Raw genomic sequence first — 16,000 nt, 5'->3', positions numbered from 1 at the left:
TAGCGTATAGGACTTCATCCTTCCATGCTGCTTCTTCCGGAGGCCCGATCTCCGTATCGTTGCGACATGAATCAACCTGCTGCCCGTCCTTCCGCGCCCTCCACCCCGCCGCGCCTCTTGGGCGACACGCCGCATGGCGGCTCGGTCCTCGCCTTCTACAGCCCCAAGGGCTCGCCGCGCCCCCCGCGCGTGGGACGCGGCGAAGGCGTCTACCTGTGGGATGCGGACGGGCAGCGCTACCTGGATGCAACCGCCGGCGCCGTGGTGGCCAACATAGGGCACGGCAATCCGCACGTGCTGGCGGCCATGCAGGAACAGGCCTCGCGGGTGAGCTTCGCGTACCCCCGGTTCTTCGAGAGCGAGCACAACATCGCGCTGGCCGACCGCGTCTGCTCGCTGGCTGGCGAGGGCTTCGACCGCGCCTTCTTCGTCTCCGGCGGATCGGAGGCGAACGAGTCCGCGATCAAGCTCGCGCGCCACTACGCGGTGGTGAGCGGCCAGGGCAGCCGCTGGAAGGTGATCTCGCGCAACCCCAGCTACCACGGATCCACGCTCGGCGCGCTGGCGGTGACCGGAGATGAGCACACGCAGTCGATCTACGGCGCGATGATCAAGCCGATGCCCAAAGTGCCGGCACCACTGTCCTACCGGCTGCCCGAAGGCCACACCGAGGAAAGCTACGCCATGGCCTGTGCCGAGGACCTGGCCCGGACCATCGAGCGCGAAGGACCGGAGACGGTGCTGGCCTTCATCCTGGAGCCGATCGGGGGCCTGTCCACCGGGGCGGTGGTGTCGCCCGCGGCCTACTTCGAGCGGGTGCGCCAGACCTGCGACCAGTACGGCGTGCTGCTGATCTACGACGAGATCATGAGCGGCGCCGGCCGCACCGGCGAATTCCTCGCCGCCCACCACTGGCAGGCCGCCCGGCCCGACCTGGTGACGCTGGCCAAGGGCCTCGCAGCCGGCTACACGCCGCTGGGCTGCCTGCTCGCGCCTGACCGCATCGTCGATGCGGTGGCGGGCAGCGGCGGCTTCGTGCATGGGCACACCTACTTCACCAACCCGCTGTCGTGCGCAGTCGCCAATGCGGTGATGGATGAGGTCGAACGCCAGGGCCTCGTGGCCCGCGCCCGCGAACGCGGCCTCGGCCTGCGACGCCGCCTGGAGGCGCTCGCGGAGCGCTCGCCGCTGGTGGGCGACGTTCGCGGCCTGGGCCTGCTCAGCGCGATCGAGATCGTGGCCGACAAGGGCTCGCGCCGCGCATTGCCGCCGGAATTCAATGCGCCCGCGAAGCTCACCGTGCATGGTTTGCGGCACGGCATCGCGCTCTACAACCGCCGGGCCAACCTCGGCGCTTTCGGCGACTTCCAGATGATCACGCCGCCGCTGACGATCAGCGAATCCGAGCTCGACGAGCTGGTCGAGCGGCTGGAGCGCGCGCTGGCCGACCTCGCCGACGAAGTCACCCGGCTCAAGCTGATCTGAGCATCCGCACGCGACAGGCGGAACGGCCCGAGCCGTTCCGCACCGCCCGTTTTCCGATCTCTCCCATTCCACCGAACCTTCCCGAAGGATGACCCCATGACGCTGCCCGCCCTGCTTCGCTTCTCGCTCGCCTGCACGAGCATCGCCTTCGCCTGCGCGGCCTCCGCGCAGGTGCCCACGGGCAAGGGGCCGCTGCGGCTGATCGTCGGCTATCCGGCGGGCGGCTCCGCCGATGTGCAGGCGCGCACGCTGGCCGACAAGCTGTCGTCGGAACTCGGCACGACGGTCGTGGTGGAGAACCGCACCGGCGCGGGCGGCCAGATCGCCGCCGACTTCGTGCGCGCCGCGCAGCCCGACGGCCTCACCGTGCTGCTGGCCAACATGCACATGATGGTGATGCTGCCGCTGACCTCGAAGTCGGTGCGCTACGACCCGGCCAGGGACTTCCAGGCGGTCGGCCGCATCGCGACGTTCTACGAGGGCATCGCGGTGCCGACAGCGGTGCCGGTGCGCAACGTGAACGAATGGCTGATGCTGGCCCGGAACGACAAGTCGAAGTCCGGCTATGGCGTGCCGGCGGCCGGCAGCGTGGCGCAGTTCATGGGCTATCGACTGGGCCACGACGCGAAGATCGAGCTCACGGCCGTCCCCTATCGCGGCGCGGCACCGCTGGTCCAGGATCTGCTGGGCAACCAGGTGGTCGCCGGCATCACCCCGATCGCGGATCTCGTGCAGTACCAGCAGAGCGGCAAGCTCAGGGTTCTGGCCGTGAACGGCGTCAAGCGCACACCGCTGCTGCCCGACGTGCCGACACTGAAGGAACTGGGACAGCCGAATTTCGACAATCTCGAATGGACCGGCCTCTTCGTGCCCGCCGGCACGCCGCGCGCGACCGTCACGCAATTGCATGCCGCGCTCGGCAAGGCACTCGCGCTGCCCGAGGTGCAGGAACGGTTCGCCAAGCTCAGCAGCGACGCGAACCCGAGCACGCCCGAGGAACTCTCGGCGCTGATCGTCGACGACCTCAAGCGCTGGGGGCCGGTGGTCAAGGCCTCGGGCTTCACCACGGAATGACCCGGCCGATTCCGCCGCACCGCCCGCTGTCCGTGCCGGGCGTGCATGGCTACGCCAGCGCGAAGAGCGTGCACGCCGGCCAGCGCATCGACTTTCACATCAGCAGCGACCGCCCCTACGGCATGACGGTGTGCCGCCTGGGCCACGACGCGGACAGCCGGCAGGGCGACATCGAAATCGCCGACCTCGGCGCGTCGGCGGCCCGCGTGCAGCCGATCCATCCCGGCTCCTACGTGCATGTCGCGAAGGGCTTGCCGGCGGCGCTGCCGCTGGCCGGGCTCACGCTCGAATGCTGGGTCATGCCGTGGCGCTGCACCGGTGCGCGACAGGCGCTGATCACGCAGTTCGACGCGCCCGCGCATTGCGGCTTCGGCCTCTACATCGAGCCGGATGGCGAACTCTCGCTGTACCTGGGCGACGGTGGTGCGCAGCGTGATGCGGCCCTGCACATCGGCAGCCGGCTCGTCGCACGGCGCTGGCAGCACGTGGCCGCGACGTGGGACGGCCAATGGGCGACCTTGTGGATCGACGGCGCGCGCGCCGGCCGCTGGCCTTCGGCAGCACCCGTGTGCCCCGGTCCGGCGCCCTTGCGGCTCGGCGCGGCCGGCGAGCCGCATGGCGCCGATGCGCTCGCCGATGTCGACCTTGCGATGCTGGCCATCCACGAACGTGCCCTCTCTGCCGACGAAATCGCCGCGCGCGTGGCCTTGCGTGCGCGGCAGATTCCGGCCGACCCCGCGTTGCGCGCCTGCTGGCCGCTGCGCGAAGGCCGCGGCGATCGCGTGGCCGATGCCAGCGGCCACCAGCACGACGGTCGCATCGTCAATCACGGAACGTGGATGATCCGCGGCCCCGCCTTCGATGAAGAAGCGGCCGAGGCGGTGCAGGACCCCTTCGCCGCGCCGGGCCAGCGGCAAGGGCTGCGTCTGGCCAGCGACGATCTCTACGACTGCCGGTGGACGGCGAGCCATAGCTTCACGCTACCCACCGATGCGCGTCCCGGCCTGCACGTGGCGCGACTGCGCTTCGACTGGGAAGGACGCGAGGCGGTCTACGACATCACCTTCCTCGTGAAACGCGCCGTCGACGCACCGCCCGCGCCGCTGCTGGTGCTGTGCGCGATGAGCAGCTGGCTGGCCTATGCCGCCACGCCCTTCGCGCGCAACCAGGTGGACGACCCGGTCTGGCCGCGCCGGTCCACCGGCCTGCCCAACAGCCATCCGCAGGCCCCCGCCTTCTGCAGCTACACCTACCACCACGCAGGGCAGCCCAGCTACTTCACCGGGCTGCGCATGCCCTGGCCCAATGCGAGCCCGGCCGCGCTCTACGACCCGGCCGGCAGCGGCTTCTCGCAATGGACGCGACTGGAGCGCCGCCTGCATGCCTGGCTCGAACGCGAAGGCTACGAATTCGACCTGCTCGCCGACCTGGACGTGCACGCCGATCCGGACCTGCTCGCACGCTATCGCACGGTCGTGGTCAACGGGCACAGCGAGTACTGGTCCACGCCCGTGGTCGATGGCTTCGATGCCCTGCTCAGGCGCGGCGGAAACGCGCTGGTCCTCTCGGGCAACACCATGTATCTGCGCGTGAGCTTCGACGACGACATGGGCGTGATGGAACAGCGCAAGAACGACGAGCGCGGCGCCGATCCCGCCGATGCCGAACTGCGCCCGCCCGCCGGACCCTTCGGCGAGGAATTCCACAGCCAGGACTGGGCGCGCGGCGGCCAACTGCGTGCGGTGGGCCGTGCGGCGGCGAGCATCATCGGCCTGGAGACCGCGGGCTGGGGCTTCGCGGACGCAGAGGACTTCGGCGTCTATCACGTCGCAGAGCCCGGGCATGCGCTGTTCAACCATCCGCACCGGCTCGGCCTCGAACGTGGCCGGACCTTCGGCCATGCGCCCGGCGGCGGCCTCCCGCGCGCCATCGGTCACGAGTGGGACCTCAGCACCGCGACGCTGCTGACCATGACGCATGGCGGGCCGCCGGGCGCCTCGCTGCCCGAGCTGCCGGCCGGCCTCACCGTGATCGCGCAAGGCATCCGCCGCGTGCCCGGCGCGATGGACACCTACCTGGACTGGCACTCGCGCGTGACCGATTCGCTGGACGGACTGTCGGCGGAGATGATCTACTGGGAGCGCCCCCAGGGCGGCCGCGTGTTCCACGCCGGCGCCGTCGGCGCCGCATGGGTGGTCGGCAGCGATCCGGTGTTCGACGGCCTGCTGCGCAACGTGCTGCATCGCTTCGGCTGCGAACCCATGTAAAAACGATCTCTTCCGAGATCACGATCGAGACATCCCCGATGCAACCCCAGTCCCTCCCCGAAGGCCACGGCGAACTGCTGTGGTCGCCCTCGCCCGGGCAAGTGCAGGCGAGCCGCCTGTATCACTACCAGCAGTGGCTCGCCACCCGGCGCGGCGTGCAGGCCAGGACCTGCGAGGACTACGAAGACCTGTGGCAGTGGTCCATCGACGACCTGGAGGGCTTCTGGCAGTCGATCTGGGACTATTTCGACGTGGTCGGCGACGGCGAACGCACGCCCGCCCTGGCGGACCGGCAGATGCCGGGTGCGCGCTGGTTTCCGCACATGCGGCTGAACTACGCGGAAAACCTCCTGCGCAACGCCACGACGGAACACCCCGCGATCATCGCCCGCACCGAGAACGCCCCGCTGCGCGAAGTCAGCTGGGCCCAACTGGAGCGCGACACCGCGGCGCTGGCCGCGCGCATGCGTGGCTGGGGCGTTCGCCCGGGCGACCGCGTGGCGGCCTACCTGCCCAACCGCCCCGAGACGGTGGTCGCCTTTCTCGCCTGCGCGAGCATCGGCGCGATCTGGTCCAGTTGCGCGCCGGACATGGGCCCTTCGGTCGTGCTCGACCGCCTGCGCCAGATCGAACCCTGCCTGCTGCTCGCGTCCGACAGCTACAGCTACAACGGCAAGCGGCACGACCGCGCCTCGCAGGTCGACGAACTGCTGGCCCAGCTGCCCAGCGTGCGGCGCGTGGTGCATGTACCCGGCCCGATGGCAGGCGAGCGCGCCGTCGGCTGGCGCGATCGCGTGGACTGGACCGAGGCCATCGCGGAACCCGCACCGCCGCGCTACGAGCGGCTGCCCTTCGACCATCCGCTGTGGATCGTCTATTCATCCGGCACCACCGGGCTGCCCAAGGCCATGGTGCACAGCCACGGCGGCATCGTGCTCACGCACCTGAAGACCATGGCGCTGCAGCACGACCTGCGCGCCCGCGACCGGCTGATGTTCCTCGGCAGCACCGGCTGGATCGTTTGGAACCTGCAGGTCGGCGCCCTCCTCACGGGGGCGAGCATTGTGCTCTTCGACGGCAATCCGGCATGGCCGGACGGCGACTCGCTCTGGCGCTTCATCGACGCGCAGGGCGTCACGCTGTTCGGCTGCGGCGCGGCCTACCTGATCAACTGCATGAAGGACGGCCTGCGTCCGCGCGACCAGGTGCCGCTCGCGAAGCTGCGCGCCATCAATGCCACCGGCTCGCCGCTGCCCATCGACGCCTACCGCTGGGTCTACGACGCGGTCAAGCCGGACCTCTGGCTTGCCTCGATCAGCGGCGGCACCGACATCGCCTCGGGCTTCGTCGCCTGCGCACCGACGCTGCCGGTGCATGCGGGCGAGATCCAGTGCCCCGAACTCGGCGTCGCGGCCTTTGCGTACGACGAGTCCGGCCAGCCGGTCGTCGACGAAGTCGGCGAACTCGTGATCACGCAGCCGATGCCCTCGATGCCGGTCTTCTTCTGGAACGACCCGGGCAACAAGCGCTACCTCGAAAGCTACTTCGACACCTTCCCCGGCGTGTGGCGCCACGGCGACTGGATCCGCTTCACGCCGCGCCGCAGCTCGGTGATCTATGGGCGCTCGGACAGCACCATCAACCGCTTCGGCATCCGCATGGGCACGGCCGAGATCTATCGCGTGGTCGAAGAGCTGCCGGAAGTGCGAGACAGCCTGGTGGTGGACCTCGAGTACCTGGGCCGCCCGTCGTTCATGCCGCTGTTCGTCGTGCTCCAGCCGGGCGCAACGCTGGACGATGCGCTCAAGGAGCGGATCTGCACGCAGATCCGCACGAAGGCCTCTGCCCGCCATGTACCGAACGAAGTGGTGCAGGTCGACGAGATCCCGCGCACGCTGAGCGGCAAGAAGATGGAAGTGCCCGTGCGCAAGCTGCTGCTCGGCGCCGCGGCCGACAAGGTCGCGAGCCCCGATGCAATGTCGAATCCGAACAGCCTGCGCTTCTTCGTCGACTATGCGCGGCACGTCGGGCAGCTTCTCGGGCGAGGCTAAGGATCGAGCCGCCGGGGCCGCGTCGCCGGCGGGCGCTACAGGAAGCGGCTTGCCAGATAGGGCGAAGGATCGACGAACGGTGTCGCGCCCTCGATCAGGTCCGCCATCAGGCGGCCGCTGGCCGGCCCCAGCGTGAACCCCTGGTGCGCATGGCCGAAGTTGAACCAGAGCCCCGGATGGTTCGGCGCCGGGCCGATGACCGGCTTCATGTCCGCGGTGCAGGGGCGGTTGCCGATCCACGGCTCGGCTTCGACCGGGTCCGGCAGATCGAGCATCTCGCGCGCTGCGGCTTCCGCCTTGGTGAGCTGCACCGGCGTGGCCGGCGCCCCGATGCGGGCGAATTCCGCGCCGGTCGTGAGCCGGACGCCCTGCGCCATCGGCGCCAGCACGAGGCCCCGCTCGGCATCGAGCATCGGCAACCGCAGGCCGGGACCGCCACGGTAGTGCCGGTGGTAGCCGCGCTTGACGAACAAGGGCAGCCGATAGCCGAGCGGCGTGATCAGCGCATCCGCCCAGGGACCGAGGGCGACGACCGCGTGGCGCGCCGCGAGCGGGCCGGCGGCAGTGCGGACCTGCCACCCGCTGCCCGTGGCCTGCAAAGTGGCTGCATCGCCCTCGACCAGTTGGCCGCCCAGCGCCTGGAAGCGCTCTGCGTAGCGGGCCACCAGCGCGCCCGGATCGCTCACGGACCACGGGTCGAGCCAGTGCAGCGCACCGGCCATGCGCCGGCGCAGGCCCGGTTCGGCCCGCGACAACGCGTCGCCGTCTTCCAGCGCATGGCGCACGCCATAGTCGGCCGCGAGCCGGGCCGCGCGCGTCGCCGCCTCTTCCATCGCAGCCGGCGTGCGAAAGACGAAGCGATAGCCTTCCTTGCGCACGAGGTCGCTCGCACCGGACTCGGCCATCAGCGCTTCGTGCTCCGTCAGGCAATGCGCGATCAGGCGGCTGTAGGCTTGGGCGATGGGCGCATAGCGGTCGGGCGCCGAGGCGTGCCAGTAACGCGCCAGCCGCGGCAGCACTTCCGGCAGCGCGCTCAGGTGGTAGTTGACGTCGATGCCGCGCTTGAACGCGACATCGAACACCGCCTGCCACTCGCGCGGAAAGGCATAGGGCTCGACCGCCTCGCGCTGGATGATCCCGGCGTTGCCGTAGGAGGTCTCGCGCCCGGGTGCCCGGCGGTCGACCAATGCAACGGCGTGCCCGCGCCGCGCGAGTTGCAGTGCGGTGCAGGTGCCGACCATGCCGGCTCCGAGGACGAGGACATCGGTGGACGTGCGCGCGTTCATTGCGGGTCAGTCGCGCTGTGCCGCCGTCACGGTGACCTCGAGTCGGGCGCCGGGCGCCAGCAGGCTCGCAACGACGGTGGTGCGCACCGGAAGCGGATCGTTGAAATGCTTGCGGTACTCGGCATTGAAGGCCGCGAAATCTGCGCCGTCTACCAGATGGACCGCCACTTGCACGACGTCATCGAGGCCGAGGCCCACGGCGCCCAGCGTGGCGCCGATGCGCTGCAGCACCAGCGCGGTCTGCGCCGCGATGCCGTCGGGAATGCTGCCGTCTTCCGAAAACGGCATCTCGCCGGACAGGAAGGCCAGGCCCCTGGCGAGGCGGATCTTGGAAAAAGGGAGTGCGGGTGCTTGGGTCATGAAGGAAACGTCCTTGCGGTGGACGTGTGATTGTGGAATGCGGCGATTGTCTAGGCTTGGCAATCTGTTGAAGATATCGTTGCGATTTTCGCAATCAGCCTTCCCTGCGCACCGCTTCCCGCAGGTGATCGAGGAAGGCGCGGCAGGCGCCGGGCAAGGTGCGCCCGGCCATGGTCTGGATCTCGAAGTGGCGCTCGTTCATCTCGCGGTCGCGCAGCGGCACGGCCACGAGGTTGCCGGTTTTCAAACGGTTGCGCAACGCGGCCTCGCCGCTGAGCGCGATGCCGCCGCCGGCCGCGGCGAACGAGATCGAGGCATCGAGCCGATTGCTCAGCAGCGCCGGCTCGCACTGCAGGCCCTGGCGGCTGCAACTGATGTCGAACAGCTGGCGCAGCGTCGAGTACGGCCCCGGCATCGCCATCGGGTAGCCGACCAGCTGCGCGAGCGCGAGCTGTCGCCGCGAGGCGAGCGGATGGTCCTTCGCCATGATCGCGAGGATGGGCGACGGATGGCGCAGCTCGACGTTGATCTGGCGCTCGGAGCTGGTGCTGAGCGTGACGCCGATGTCGACTTCCCCGTCGCGCACCAGCTGGGGAATCTCGGCCTGCATGTGGACGTTCAGCGCGAAGCGGATCCCGGTGTACTCGCGCTGGAACTCGGCGATCAGGTTGGGAAGGAACTCGGAGGCGAAGCCCTCGGTGCTCGCGATCCGCACGAGCCCCGTCTGCAGGCCGCGCAGCGCCTGGATGTCGTCGGTCACGCGCTCGATGTCCTGCCAGGCGCGCTTGGCGTGCGCAGCCAGCAGTTCGCCGGCTGCGTTGGGCACCATGCCGCGCGCCCGGCGCTCGAACAGAAGCGTGTCGAGCTCGCTCTCGAGGTGCGCGATGTGGCGGCTGACGGCGGAGGGCGCGACGCTCAGGCGCTCGGCCGCGGCCGTGACGGAACCGGTGCGCACGACCTCCAGGAAGTGGCGCAGTGCGGTGTCCTGCAGGACGCGTCGGTTGATGTTCTTGACCACGGGTTGACCCTGATGTGAATTGCGATTATCGCAACAATACGTTCAGATCATGGCTGTTGCTGCGAATGGTCGGCGTTCCTACGATGAGGTCTCGCCCCTTCATCCCACCCCTCTACGCACCCGCCGCCGCCATGCACACCCCGCTCCTGCGCACATTCGGGCTCGCCGCCCTCGGCATCTTCAGCGCCCTCGGATTCCATGCCGCTGCCCTGGCAGCCGAGGACAGCTTCCCCTCACGGCCGATCACGATCGTCGTGCCCTTTCCTCCGGGCGGCGGCGGCGACGTGCAGACGCGCCTGGTGGCCCAGAAGATGAGCGAGAAGCTCGGCCAGACCGTGATCGTCGACAACAAGCCCGGCGCGGGCACCGCGATCGGCGCGGCCTTCGTCGCCAACGCGAAGCCCGACGGCTACACGCTGCTGATGAGTTCCGCCTCCACCTACACGCTGAACCCGGCCATCCGCAAGTCGCTGCCCTATGACCCGGTCAAGAGCTTCGAGCCGATCGGCATCATCAGCCGGGTCGGACTCGTGCTGCTGGCCAATCCCAAGGTGCCGGTGAGCAACCTGAAGGAGCTGGTCGCCGCCGCCAAGCCGGCACCGGACAAGTACAGCTATGCCTCGTTCGGCGCGGGCACGAGCTCGCACTTCGCGGCCGAGATGGCGCTGCAGGCCATGGGCATCCGGCTGATGCACGTCCCGTACAAGGGAAGCGGTCCCGCCATGACCGACCTGATCGGGGGACAGGTGCCCTTCTCCTTCGACACCGTGACCGCCGCGCTGCCGCAGATCAAGGCGGGCAAGGTCAAGGCGCTCGCGATCACGACGGCCAGGCGCTCGCCCTTGCTGCCCGACGTGCCCACCTTCGCGGAGTCGGGCTATCCGGCTGCGGTGCTCGACAGCTGGGGCATGGTGGCAGCGCCGCGCGGCCTGCCGCCGGCGGTGCACGCCAAGCTCGAAAAGGCGTTGGCGGAAACGATCTCCGATCCGGGGGTTCGCAAGGGCTTCGCCGAGCAGGGCGTGGAGGCCAACTTCGTCGACTCGGCCAAGGCCGCCGCCCATCTCGAAGCCGAACTGCCCCTGATGCGCGCGGTCGCGGCGCGCGCCAACATCCAACCGGAATGAACAGCATGCCCCAGCCATCGAATGCCACGCCTCTGGTCGAGCACAGCGCGGTCGAACTGCGCCGGTTGATCGCGAGCCGCGAGGTCTCGCCGGTCGAACTGATGGAGGCCTGCATCGAACGCATCGAGGCGGTCAATCCCTTCGTCAACGCGGTCACGGCGACCTGCTTCGAGCGGGCGCGCGACGAGGCGCGCTCTGCCGAGAAAGCGGTGCTGCGCGGCGAACCGCTGGGCCTGCTGCACGGTCTTCCCATGGGCATCAAGGACCTGGAGCCCACCGCCGGCCTGCTGACCACCTTCGGCTCGCCCGTCTTTCGCGCGAACGTGCCCGACCGGGACATCGAGCTGGTGGCCCGCCTGCGCCGCGCCGGCGGCATCGTCGCGGGCAAGACCAATGTGCCCGAGATGGGCGCGGGCGCCAATTCGCGCAATCCCGTCTGGGGCGCGACCGGAAACCCGTTCGATCCGCGCCTGAATGCCGGCGGATCCTCGGGCGGCTCGGCCGCTGCGCTGGCCTGCGACATGCTGCCCGTGTGCACCGGCTCCGACACCGGCGGCTCGCTGCGCATCCCGGCTTCGAAATGCGGCGTGGTCGGCTTCCGCCCGTCGCCCGGCGTGGTGCCCAGCGTGCGCAAGCTGCTGGGCTGGACGCCGATCTCGGTCGTCGGCCCCATGGGCCGCACGGTCGCGGATGCCTGCCTGCAACTCGCGGCCACGGCCGGCATGCATGCGGGCGACCCGCTCAGTTATCCGCTCGATCCGCTGGCCTTTCTCGCACCGCGTGCGGCCGACCTGGGTGGCCTGCGCGTGGCCTACACCACCGACTTCGGCTGTTGCGACGTCGACCCGGACATCCGCGCGACCTTCACCGCGAAGATCGCAGCCATGCGCCACTTGTTCGCACGCTGCGACGAGGTGCGCTTCGACTTGGGCGAGGTGCACCGCTGCTTCGACGTGCTGCGCGCCGAAGCCTTCGTGGCCGGCATGCGCGAGGCCTACGAGAAGGACCCCGCGAGCCTCGGCGAGAACCCCCGCGCCAACTACGAAATGGGCGCACGCATGAGCCTGCTCGACAGCGCCTGGGCGCAGGCCGAGCAGACCCGCATCCTCGGGCGCTTCCAGGCCACCTTCGCCGACTACGACCTCGTGCTCGCGCCGACCACGCCGGTCTCGCCCTTCCCGTGGACCGAGCCCTACGCCCGCGTGGTCGACGGCAAGCCGCAGGCCAACTACTACCGCTGGCTCGCGCTGACCTACGTCACCACGCTCACCACCCACCCCGCGCTGTCGCTGCCCTGCGGCACGGACGCGAAGGGCATGCCTTTCGGACTTCAGATCGTGGGGCCGTTCCGGGGCGACCTGCAGGTCCTGTCGGCCGCGCTGGCGATGGAGCAGGCTTTCGCCTCCGACCCGTCGCTGCGCCGTCCGCGCCCCGACCTGTCCGCCCTGCGCATGCCGGAGCCCGCGCTCGATTCGATCGTCACCGCACCGCCGCCGGCGAACTGGCGCGATGCAGGCAATGCCGGTGCCGCGACCCAGTCGGTCGTATAGGCTCGACCCACCACGACGCACGACAACCATGGCTGCCGTTACCACCACCGCGCTTCCCGCACTCGACCCCGCCCTCGCCGATCTGCAGGAGCGCTTCGTCGCCGCGAACCCCGCCAGCCGCGAGCGCTTCGAGGCGCACGCGCGCTTCATGCCCGGCGCCAACAGCCGGTCGGTCCTTTTCTACCCGCCGTTTCCGCTCACCATGGCGCGCGGCGAAGGCGCCTTCCTCTGGGACCTCGACGGACACCGCTACGACGACTTCATCGCCGAGTACACCGCCGGCGTGTACGGCCACTCGGCGCCGGAGATCCGCGAGGCGGTGCTCGACGCCATGGAAGGCGGCATCAACCTCACCGGCCACAACCTGCGCGAGGGTCGGCTCGCGCAGCTGATCTGCGAGCGCTTTCCGCAGATCGAGCGCGTGCGCTTCACGAATTCGGGCACCGAGGCCAACCTGATGGCGATCACCGCGGCGCTGCGCTTCACCGGGCGTTCGCGCATCGTCGTGTTCTCGGGCGGCTACCACGGCGGCGTGCTGGGCTTCGGTGCACAGCCCGTGCCCACCACCGTGCCGTTCGACTTCCTCGTGCTGCCCTACAACGACGAGGCGAGCGTGCGCGAGGCTTTCGCGCGCGAGGGGCAGGACATCGCCGCCGTGCTGGTGGAGCCCATGCTGGGTGCCAGCGGCTGCATCCCGGGCCGGCCCGGTTTCCTGCAGGCGCTGCGCACGCTGACCACCGAAGCCGGCGCGCTGCTGATCATCGACGAGGTGATGACCTCGCGCCTCGCGGGCCACGGACTCGCTGCGCAGCACGGCATCACGCCGGACCTGTGCACCCTTGGCAAGTACATCGGCGGCGGCATGCCGTTCGGCGCCTTCGGCGGCCGTGCGGACGTCATGGCGCTGTTCGACCCGCGCAGCGGTCCGCTCGCGCATTCGGGCACCTTCAACAACAACGTGGTCACGATGGCCGCGGGCCATGCCGGCCTGACGCGCCTGTTCACGCCGGCCGCGGCCGATGCACTGGCAGCTCGCGGAAGCGGCATGCGCGAGCGCCTCAACGCCCGTTGCGCCGAAGCCGGCGTCGCGCTGCAGTTCACCGGCGTCGGCTCGGTGATGAACGCGCATTTCGTGGGCGGAGAGATCCTGCGGCCCGAGGACCACGCGGCAGTCGACGCGCGCCTGCGGCAGCTCTTCTTCTTCCATCTGCTGGCGCGCGGCATCTATGCTTCGCCGCGCGGCTTCATCGTGCTGTCGCTGCCGCTGGGCGACGATGCCATCGCCCGCTTCGAGGAAGCCGTGGCCGACTTCCTTGCGCGCTATGGCCACCTGCTGGCCGCGCGCGCCCCAGCCTGACGCAGCCGAGGCCAGAAACCCCGCGGAACCGGCTTCGCCGGGCCGCAGGGGTTGCCCCCGGAGAGGGGGTGCAGAGCCACACGAAGTGGGCGAGGCTGGGGGAGAACCTGGTGCGGCACTTCCGCCGGACCGTTCGACGGGCGGCGCGGCTTGGGGATCAGCAACAGCAGCGGAATCGACAGCGCGGTCATCGCCATCATGATCCTTGGGATCGTCGGCTTGGGCCCACGCCGGCGCGGACAGCACCGCCCCACCAGCGGCCAGGCCCATACGGCGGCGCGTCACGCCGTTCTTCAAGACCATGCTCATGCCTGTCTTCCTTGTCTCTTTGCCTGCGTGCCGGCCGCATCGGGCGCCTTGGCTGCTTGCTGCAGCGGAGCGCACATGTCCTCGATCTCTCCGATGCGCGCACCCATCTCGATGGCGAGATCGACCGAAAGATTCCAGACGTAGTTGGTGGGGAACCGCGAGTTAACCCTGAAAGCGCCTCAGCCCAGTTCCACCGGCCGCGACAAGGCCGAGAACGCCGACTCGCCGGGCTCGACCTTCAGCGCGAGCGAGATGCACGTACCGCCCTCCGCGGGCTGGTCGATATGGAACTTCGCCCCGATCGCCCGCGCCCGCGAGCGCATGTTGTCGAGGCCGCGTCCGCCGCGGCGCCGGCCCGCGCCTGCCGCCGCCGGATTCCCGCGCAGGCCGACGCCGTTGTCGGCGATCTGCAGCGTCGCGGCCGATCCGTCGTCGGCCAGCCGTGCGCGCACGATGATGCGCGTTGCTCGCGCGTGCTTCAGCACATTGGTGAAGGCTTCGAGCACGATGCGCTGCACATGCATGACCATGTTGGGCGACAGCTCCCGCAGTTCCGGCAGCTCCGCAACGTCCCACACGACGCCGATGCCCGCGGCCTCCAGCCTCGACTGCAGGCGGTAGCGCAGCGTCGCGAGCACGGTGGCGAGATCGTCGTTGGCGGGCTGGAGCGAATCGACCGACATGCGCATCTCGTCCAGCGCCAGTTGCACATGCTCGCGCAGCGCCTGCGGCTGTGCGTCGGGTCGCGCCACCATGTTCAGGAGCGCAACCAGCTGCGAGCCGACACCGTCGTGGATCTCCCGCATGATCCGCTGGCGCTCGTTCGAGATGGCCTGGTGGTGCTGCTGTTCGCGCAGCGCGTCGAAGGCGGCCCGGAGCTGCTGTTCGCGTTCGTCCACGCGGCGCGAGAGGTCGGCGTTGAGCTCGTGGAAGTTCGCGGCGGTGCGGCTGTAGCGCTCCGCGATCAGCCAGCCCATGATCGGCACGAACGCGAACATCGCGTGCTGTAGATAGGTCGATCTCAGCCCGCTCGCGTTGGACAGGCGGACGAGCACGAGATCGTGCAATCCCGCTGCGATGGATGCCACGAGCGCCGCCGCGAGAAGCCACGCACCGGCACCGCCACCCGCCCAGGCGCGCCTCGCGACCGTCCACAGGCACGCAAGGGCCATCGGCACGATCGTGCAGATCCCGAGGGTCAGGAGCAGCGGCTTGCGAAGCGCGAATGAAAGCACGGTGAGCACCGAACTGGCCACGATGGCGACGTCGACCGAGCGGTCGACGGCCCGCGGCGCCGCGCCGGTGGCGAGCACCGAGAAGCGGCACATCAGCGCCATGTGCGTCATGTAGCAGATCGCCGCCAGCGCGCCGAGCCAGGGCCATGGCACGGGCACATCCGCCCAGGCCCGGTCGATGATGCGCAGCATGCCCAAAAGCGCGCCCAGGCTGAACCACCCGTACATCGGCAGGCGCTGCCGCACCCAGAGCACGCCGGTGAAGACGCCCATGCCCAGCAGCCCGACCGCGAACACGAGCATGGCGATCTCTCGCCAGCGGCGGTTGGTGTCGTACATGGCCTCGATCGCGTCCTTCGGTCCATAGCGCAGCACCGACAGGCCACCGAGCCGCTGCGGCTGGATCGTCACATTGACGCGCAGCTCGTTCGCGCGATCGGGATGCAGCAGCGCGGCCGGGACCACGGCCATCACCGGATGCTTGGCGGCATCGAAGAGCGGATCGCCCAGCGTCCCCCAATGCTGGACGACCCCGCCGTTGACGAGGACCTCGACCTGGCTGCCGACGCGGGAGAACAGAAGCGCCATAGGCACGTCGCCGTCGCGGGGCGGCAGCATGATGCGGTAGCTCGCGCGGCCGCCCTGCCCCGGGAAATCGCGGTCCCAGCGGCGCGCGAGATCGACCGGCCCTTCGATGGGCGCCATTCCATCGGGCTCGAGGAGGGCATCCGCCGAACCGAAAGTCCGGATCGTCCCCTCGGGTTCCGCAGGGGGCGCGATGGCCGCCTTCATGCCGAGGACGAGCGCGATCACCGCCGCGCAGACCAGGAGCCATCGCAGGGCATTGGGCGCTGGGTTCGATGAACGAATGGCCATGCGCCCGT

The 16,000-nt window shown here is 69.8% G+C and carries 11 protein-coding genes; 7 read left to right on the top strand and 4 right to left on the bottom strand.

Translation table 11 applies throughout. The annotated features are described in order from the left end of the window. Positions 1 to 66 precede the first annotated feature (66 nt). The 4 genes from WKW77_RS06335 to WKW77_RS06320 all read left to right on the top strand — a co-directional run bounded on the left by WKW77_RS06335 (position 67) and on the right by WKW77_RS06320 (position 6,877). Complete coding sequence (locus WKW77_RS06335) at positions 67 to 1,485, top strand: aminotransferase family protein (protein WP_340355992.1); 1,419 nt, start codon at positions 67 to 69, stop codon at positions 1,483 to 1,485. A gap of 96 nt (positions 1,486 to 1,581) precedes the next feature. Further along, a complete protein-coding gene (locus WKW77_RS06330; protein ID WP_340355991.1) occupies positions 1,582 to 2,559 on the top strand; it encodes a Bug family tripartite tricarboxylate transporter substrate binding protein in 978 nt (325 codons plus the stop codon). Beyond that, a complete protein-coding gene (locus tag WKW77_RS06325) occupies positions 2,556 to 4,826 on the top strand; it encodes a N,N-dimethylformamidase beta subunit family domain-containing protein (RefSeq protein ID WP_340355990.1) in 2,271 nt (756 codons plus the stop codon). The genes WKW77_RS06330 and WKW77_RS06325 overlap by 4 nt, the downstream gene beginning before the upstream one ends. A gap of 38 nt (positions 4,827 to 4,864) precedes the next feature. After that, positions 4,865 to 6,877, top strand: coding sequence for an acetoacetate--CoA ligase (locus WKW77_RS06320; protein WP_340355989.1), 2,013 nt, complete (start codon positions 4,865 to 4,867; stop codon positions 6,875 to 6,877). A gap of 35 nt (positions 6,878 to 6,912) precedes the next feature. Here the strand turns inward: WKW77_RS06320 and WKW77_RS06315 are convergent, their stop codons facing one another. The 3 genes from WKW77_RS06315 to WKW77_RS06305 form a co-directional block, all read right to left on the bottom strand. Next, entirely contained in the window at positions 6,913 to 8,163 is a 1,251-nt protein-coding gene (locus WKW77_RS06315; protein WP_340355988.1) for an NAD(P)/FAD-dependent oxidoreductase, read from the bottom strand. Between the two features lie 6 nt (positions 8,164 to 8,169). Beyond that, a complete protein-coding gene (locus WKW77_RS06310; RefSeq protein ID WP_340355987.1) occupies positions 8,170 to 8,523 on the bottom strand; it encodes a RidA family protein in 354 nt (117 codons plus the stop codon). Positions 8,524 to 8,617: 94 nt separating this feature from the next. Further along, positions 8,618 to 9,541 (bottom strand): LysR family transcriptional regulator, encoded by a 924-nt coding sequence (locus WKW77_RS06305; RefSeq protein WP_340355986.1) that lies wholly within the window; start codon positions 9,539 to 9,541, stop codon positions 8,618 to 8,620. Positions 9,542 to 9,672: 131 nt separating this feature from the next. Here WKW77_RS06305 and WKW77_RS06300 point away from each other — a divergent pair, with 131 nt between their 5' ends. Genes WKW77_RS06300 through WKW77_RS06290 form a run of 3 tightly spaced genes read left to right on the top strand, consistent with a single transcriptional unit; the run spans position 9,673 to position 13,572 of the window. Further along, a complete protein-coding gene (locus WKW77_RS06300) occupies positions 9,673 to 10,665 on the top strand; it encodes a Bug family tripartite tricarboxylate transporter substrate binding protein (protein WP_340355985.1) in 993 nt (330 codons plus the stop codon). 5 nt (positions 10,666 to 10,670) lie between these two features. Beyond that, complete coding sequence (locus WKW77_RS06295) at positions 10,671 to 12,215, top strand: amidase (RefSeq protein ID WP_340355984.1); 1,545 nt, start codon at positions 10,671 to 10,673, stop codon at positions 12,213 to 12,215. A gap of 28 nt (positions 12,216 to 12,243) precedes the next feature. Then, a complete protein-coding gene (locus WKW77_RS06290) occupies positions 12,244 to 13,572 on the top strand; it encodes an aspartate aminotransferase family protein (protein WP_340355983.1) in 1,329 nt (442 codons plus the stop codon). 488 nt (positions 13,573 to 14,060) lie between these two features. On the opposite strand, the gene WKW77_RS06280 is transcribed toward WKW77_RS06290, so the two are convergent. Then, on the bottom strand, positions 14,061 to 15,992 hold the full coding sequence (locus WKW77_RS06280; protein ID WP_340355982.1) for a sensor histidine kinase: 1,932 nt from the start codon (positions 15,990 to 15,992) through the stop codon (positions 14,061 to 14,063). Positions 15,993 to 16,000: the final 8 nt, after the last annotated feature.

Origin of the sequence: Variovorax ureilyticus (assembly GCF_037889935.1) — a bacterium.
Classification (GTDB): domain Bacteria; phylum Pseudomonadota; class Gammaproteobacteria; order Burkholderiales; family Burkholderiaceae_C; genus Variovorax; species Variovorax ureilyticus.
Note: the sequence above shows the minus strand (reverse complement) of the source record. Positions and strands in the feature narration are given on the sequence as shown.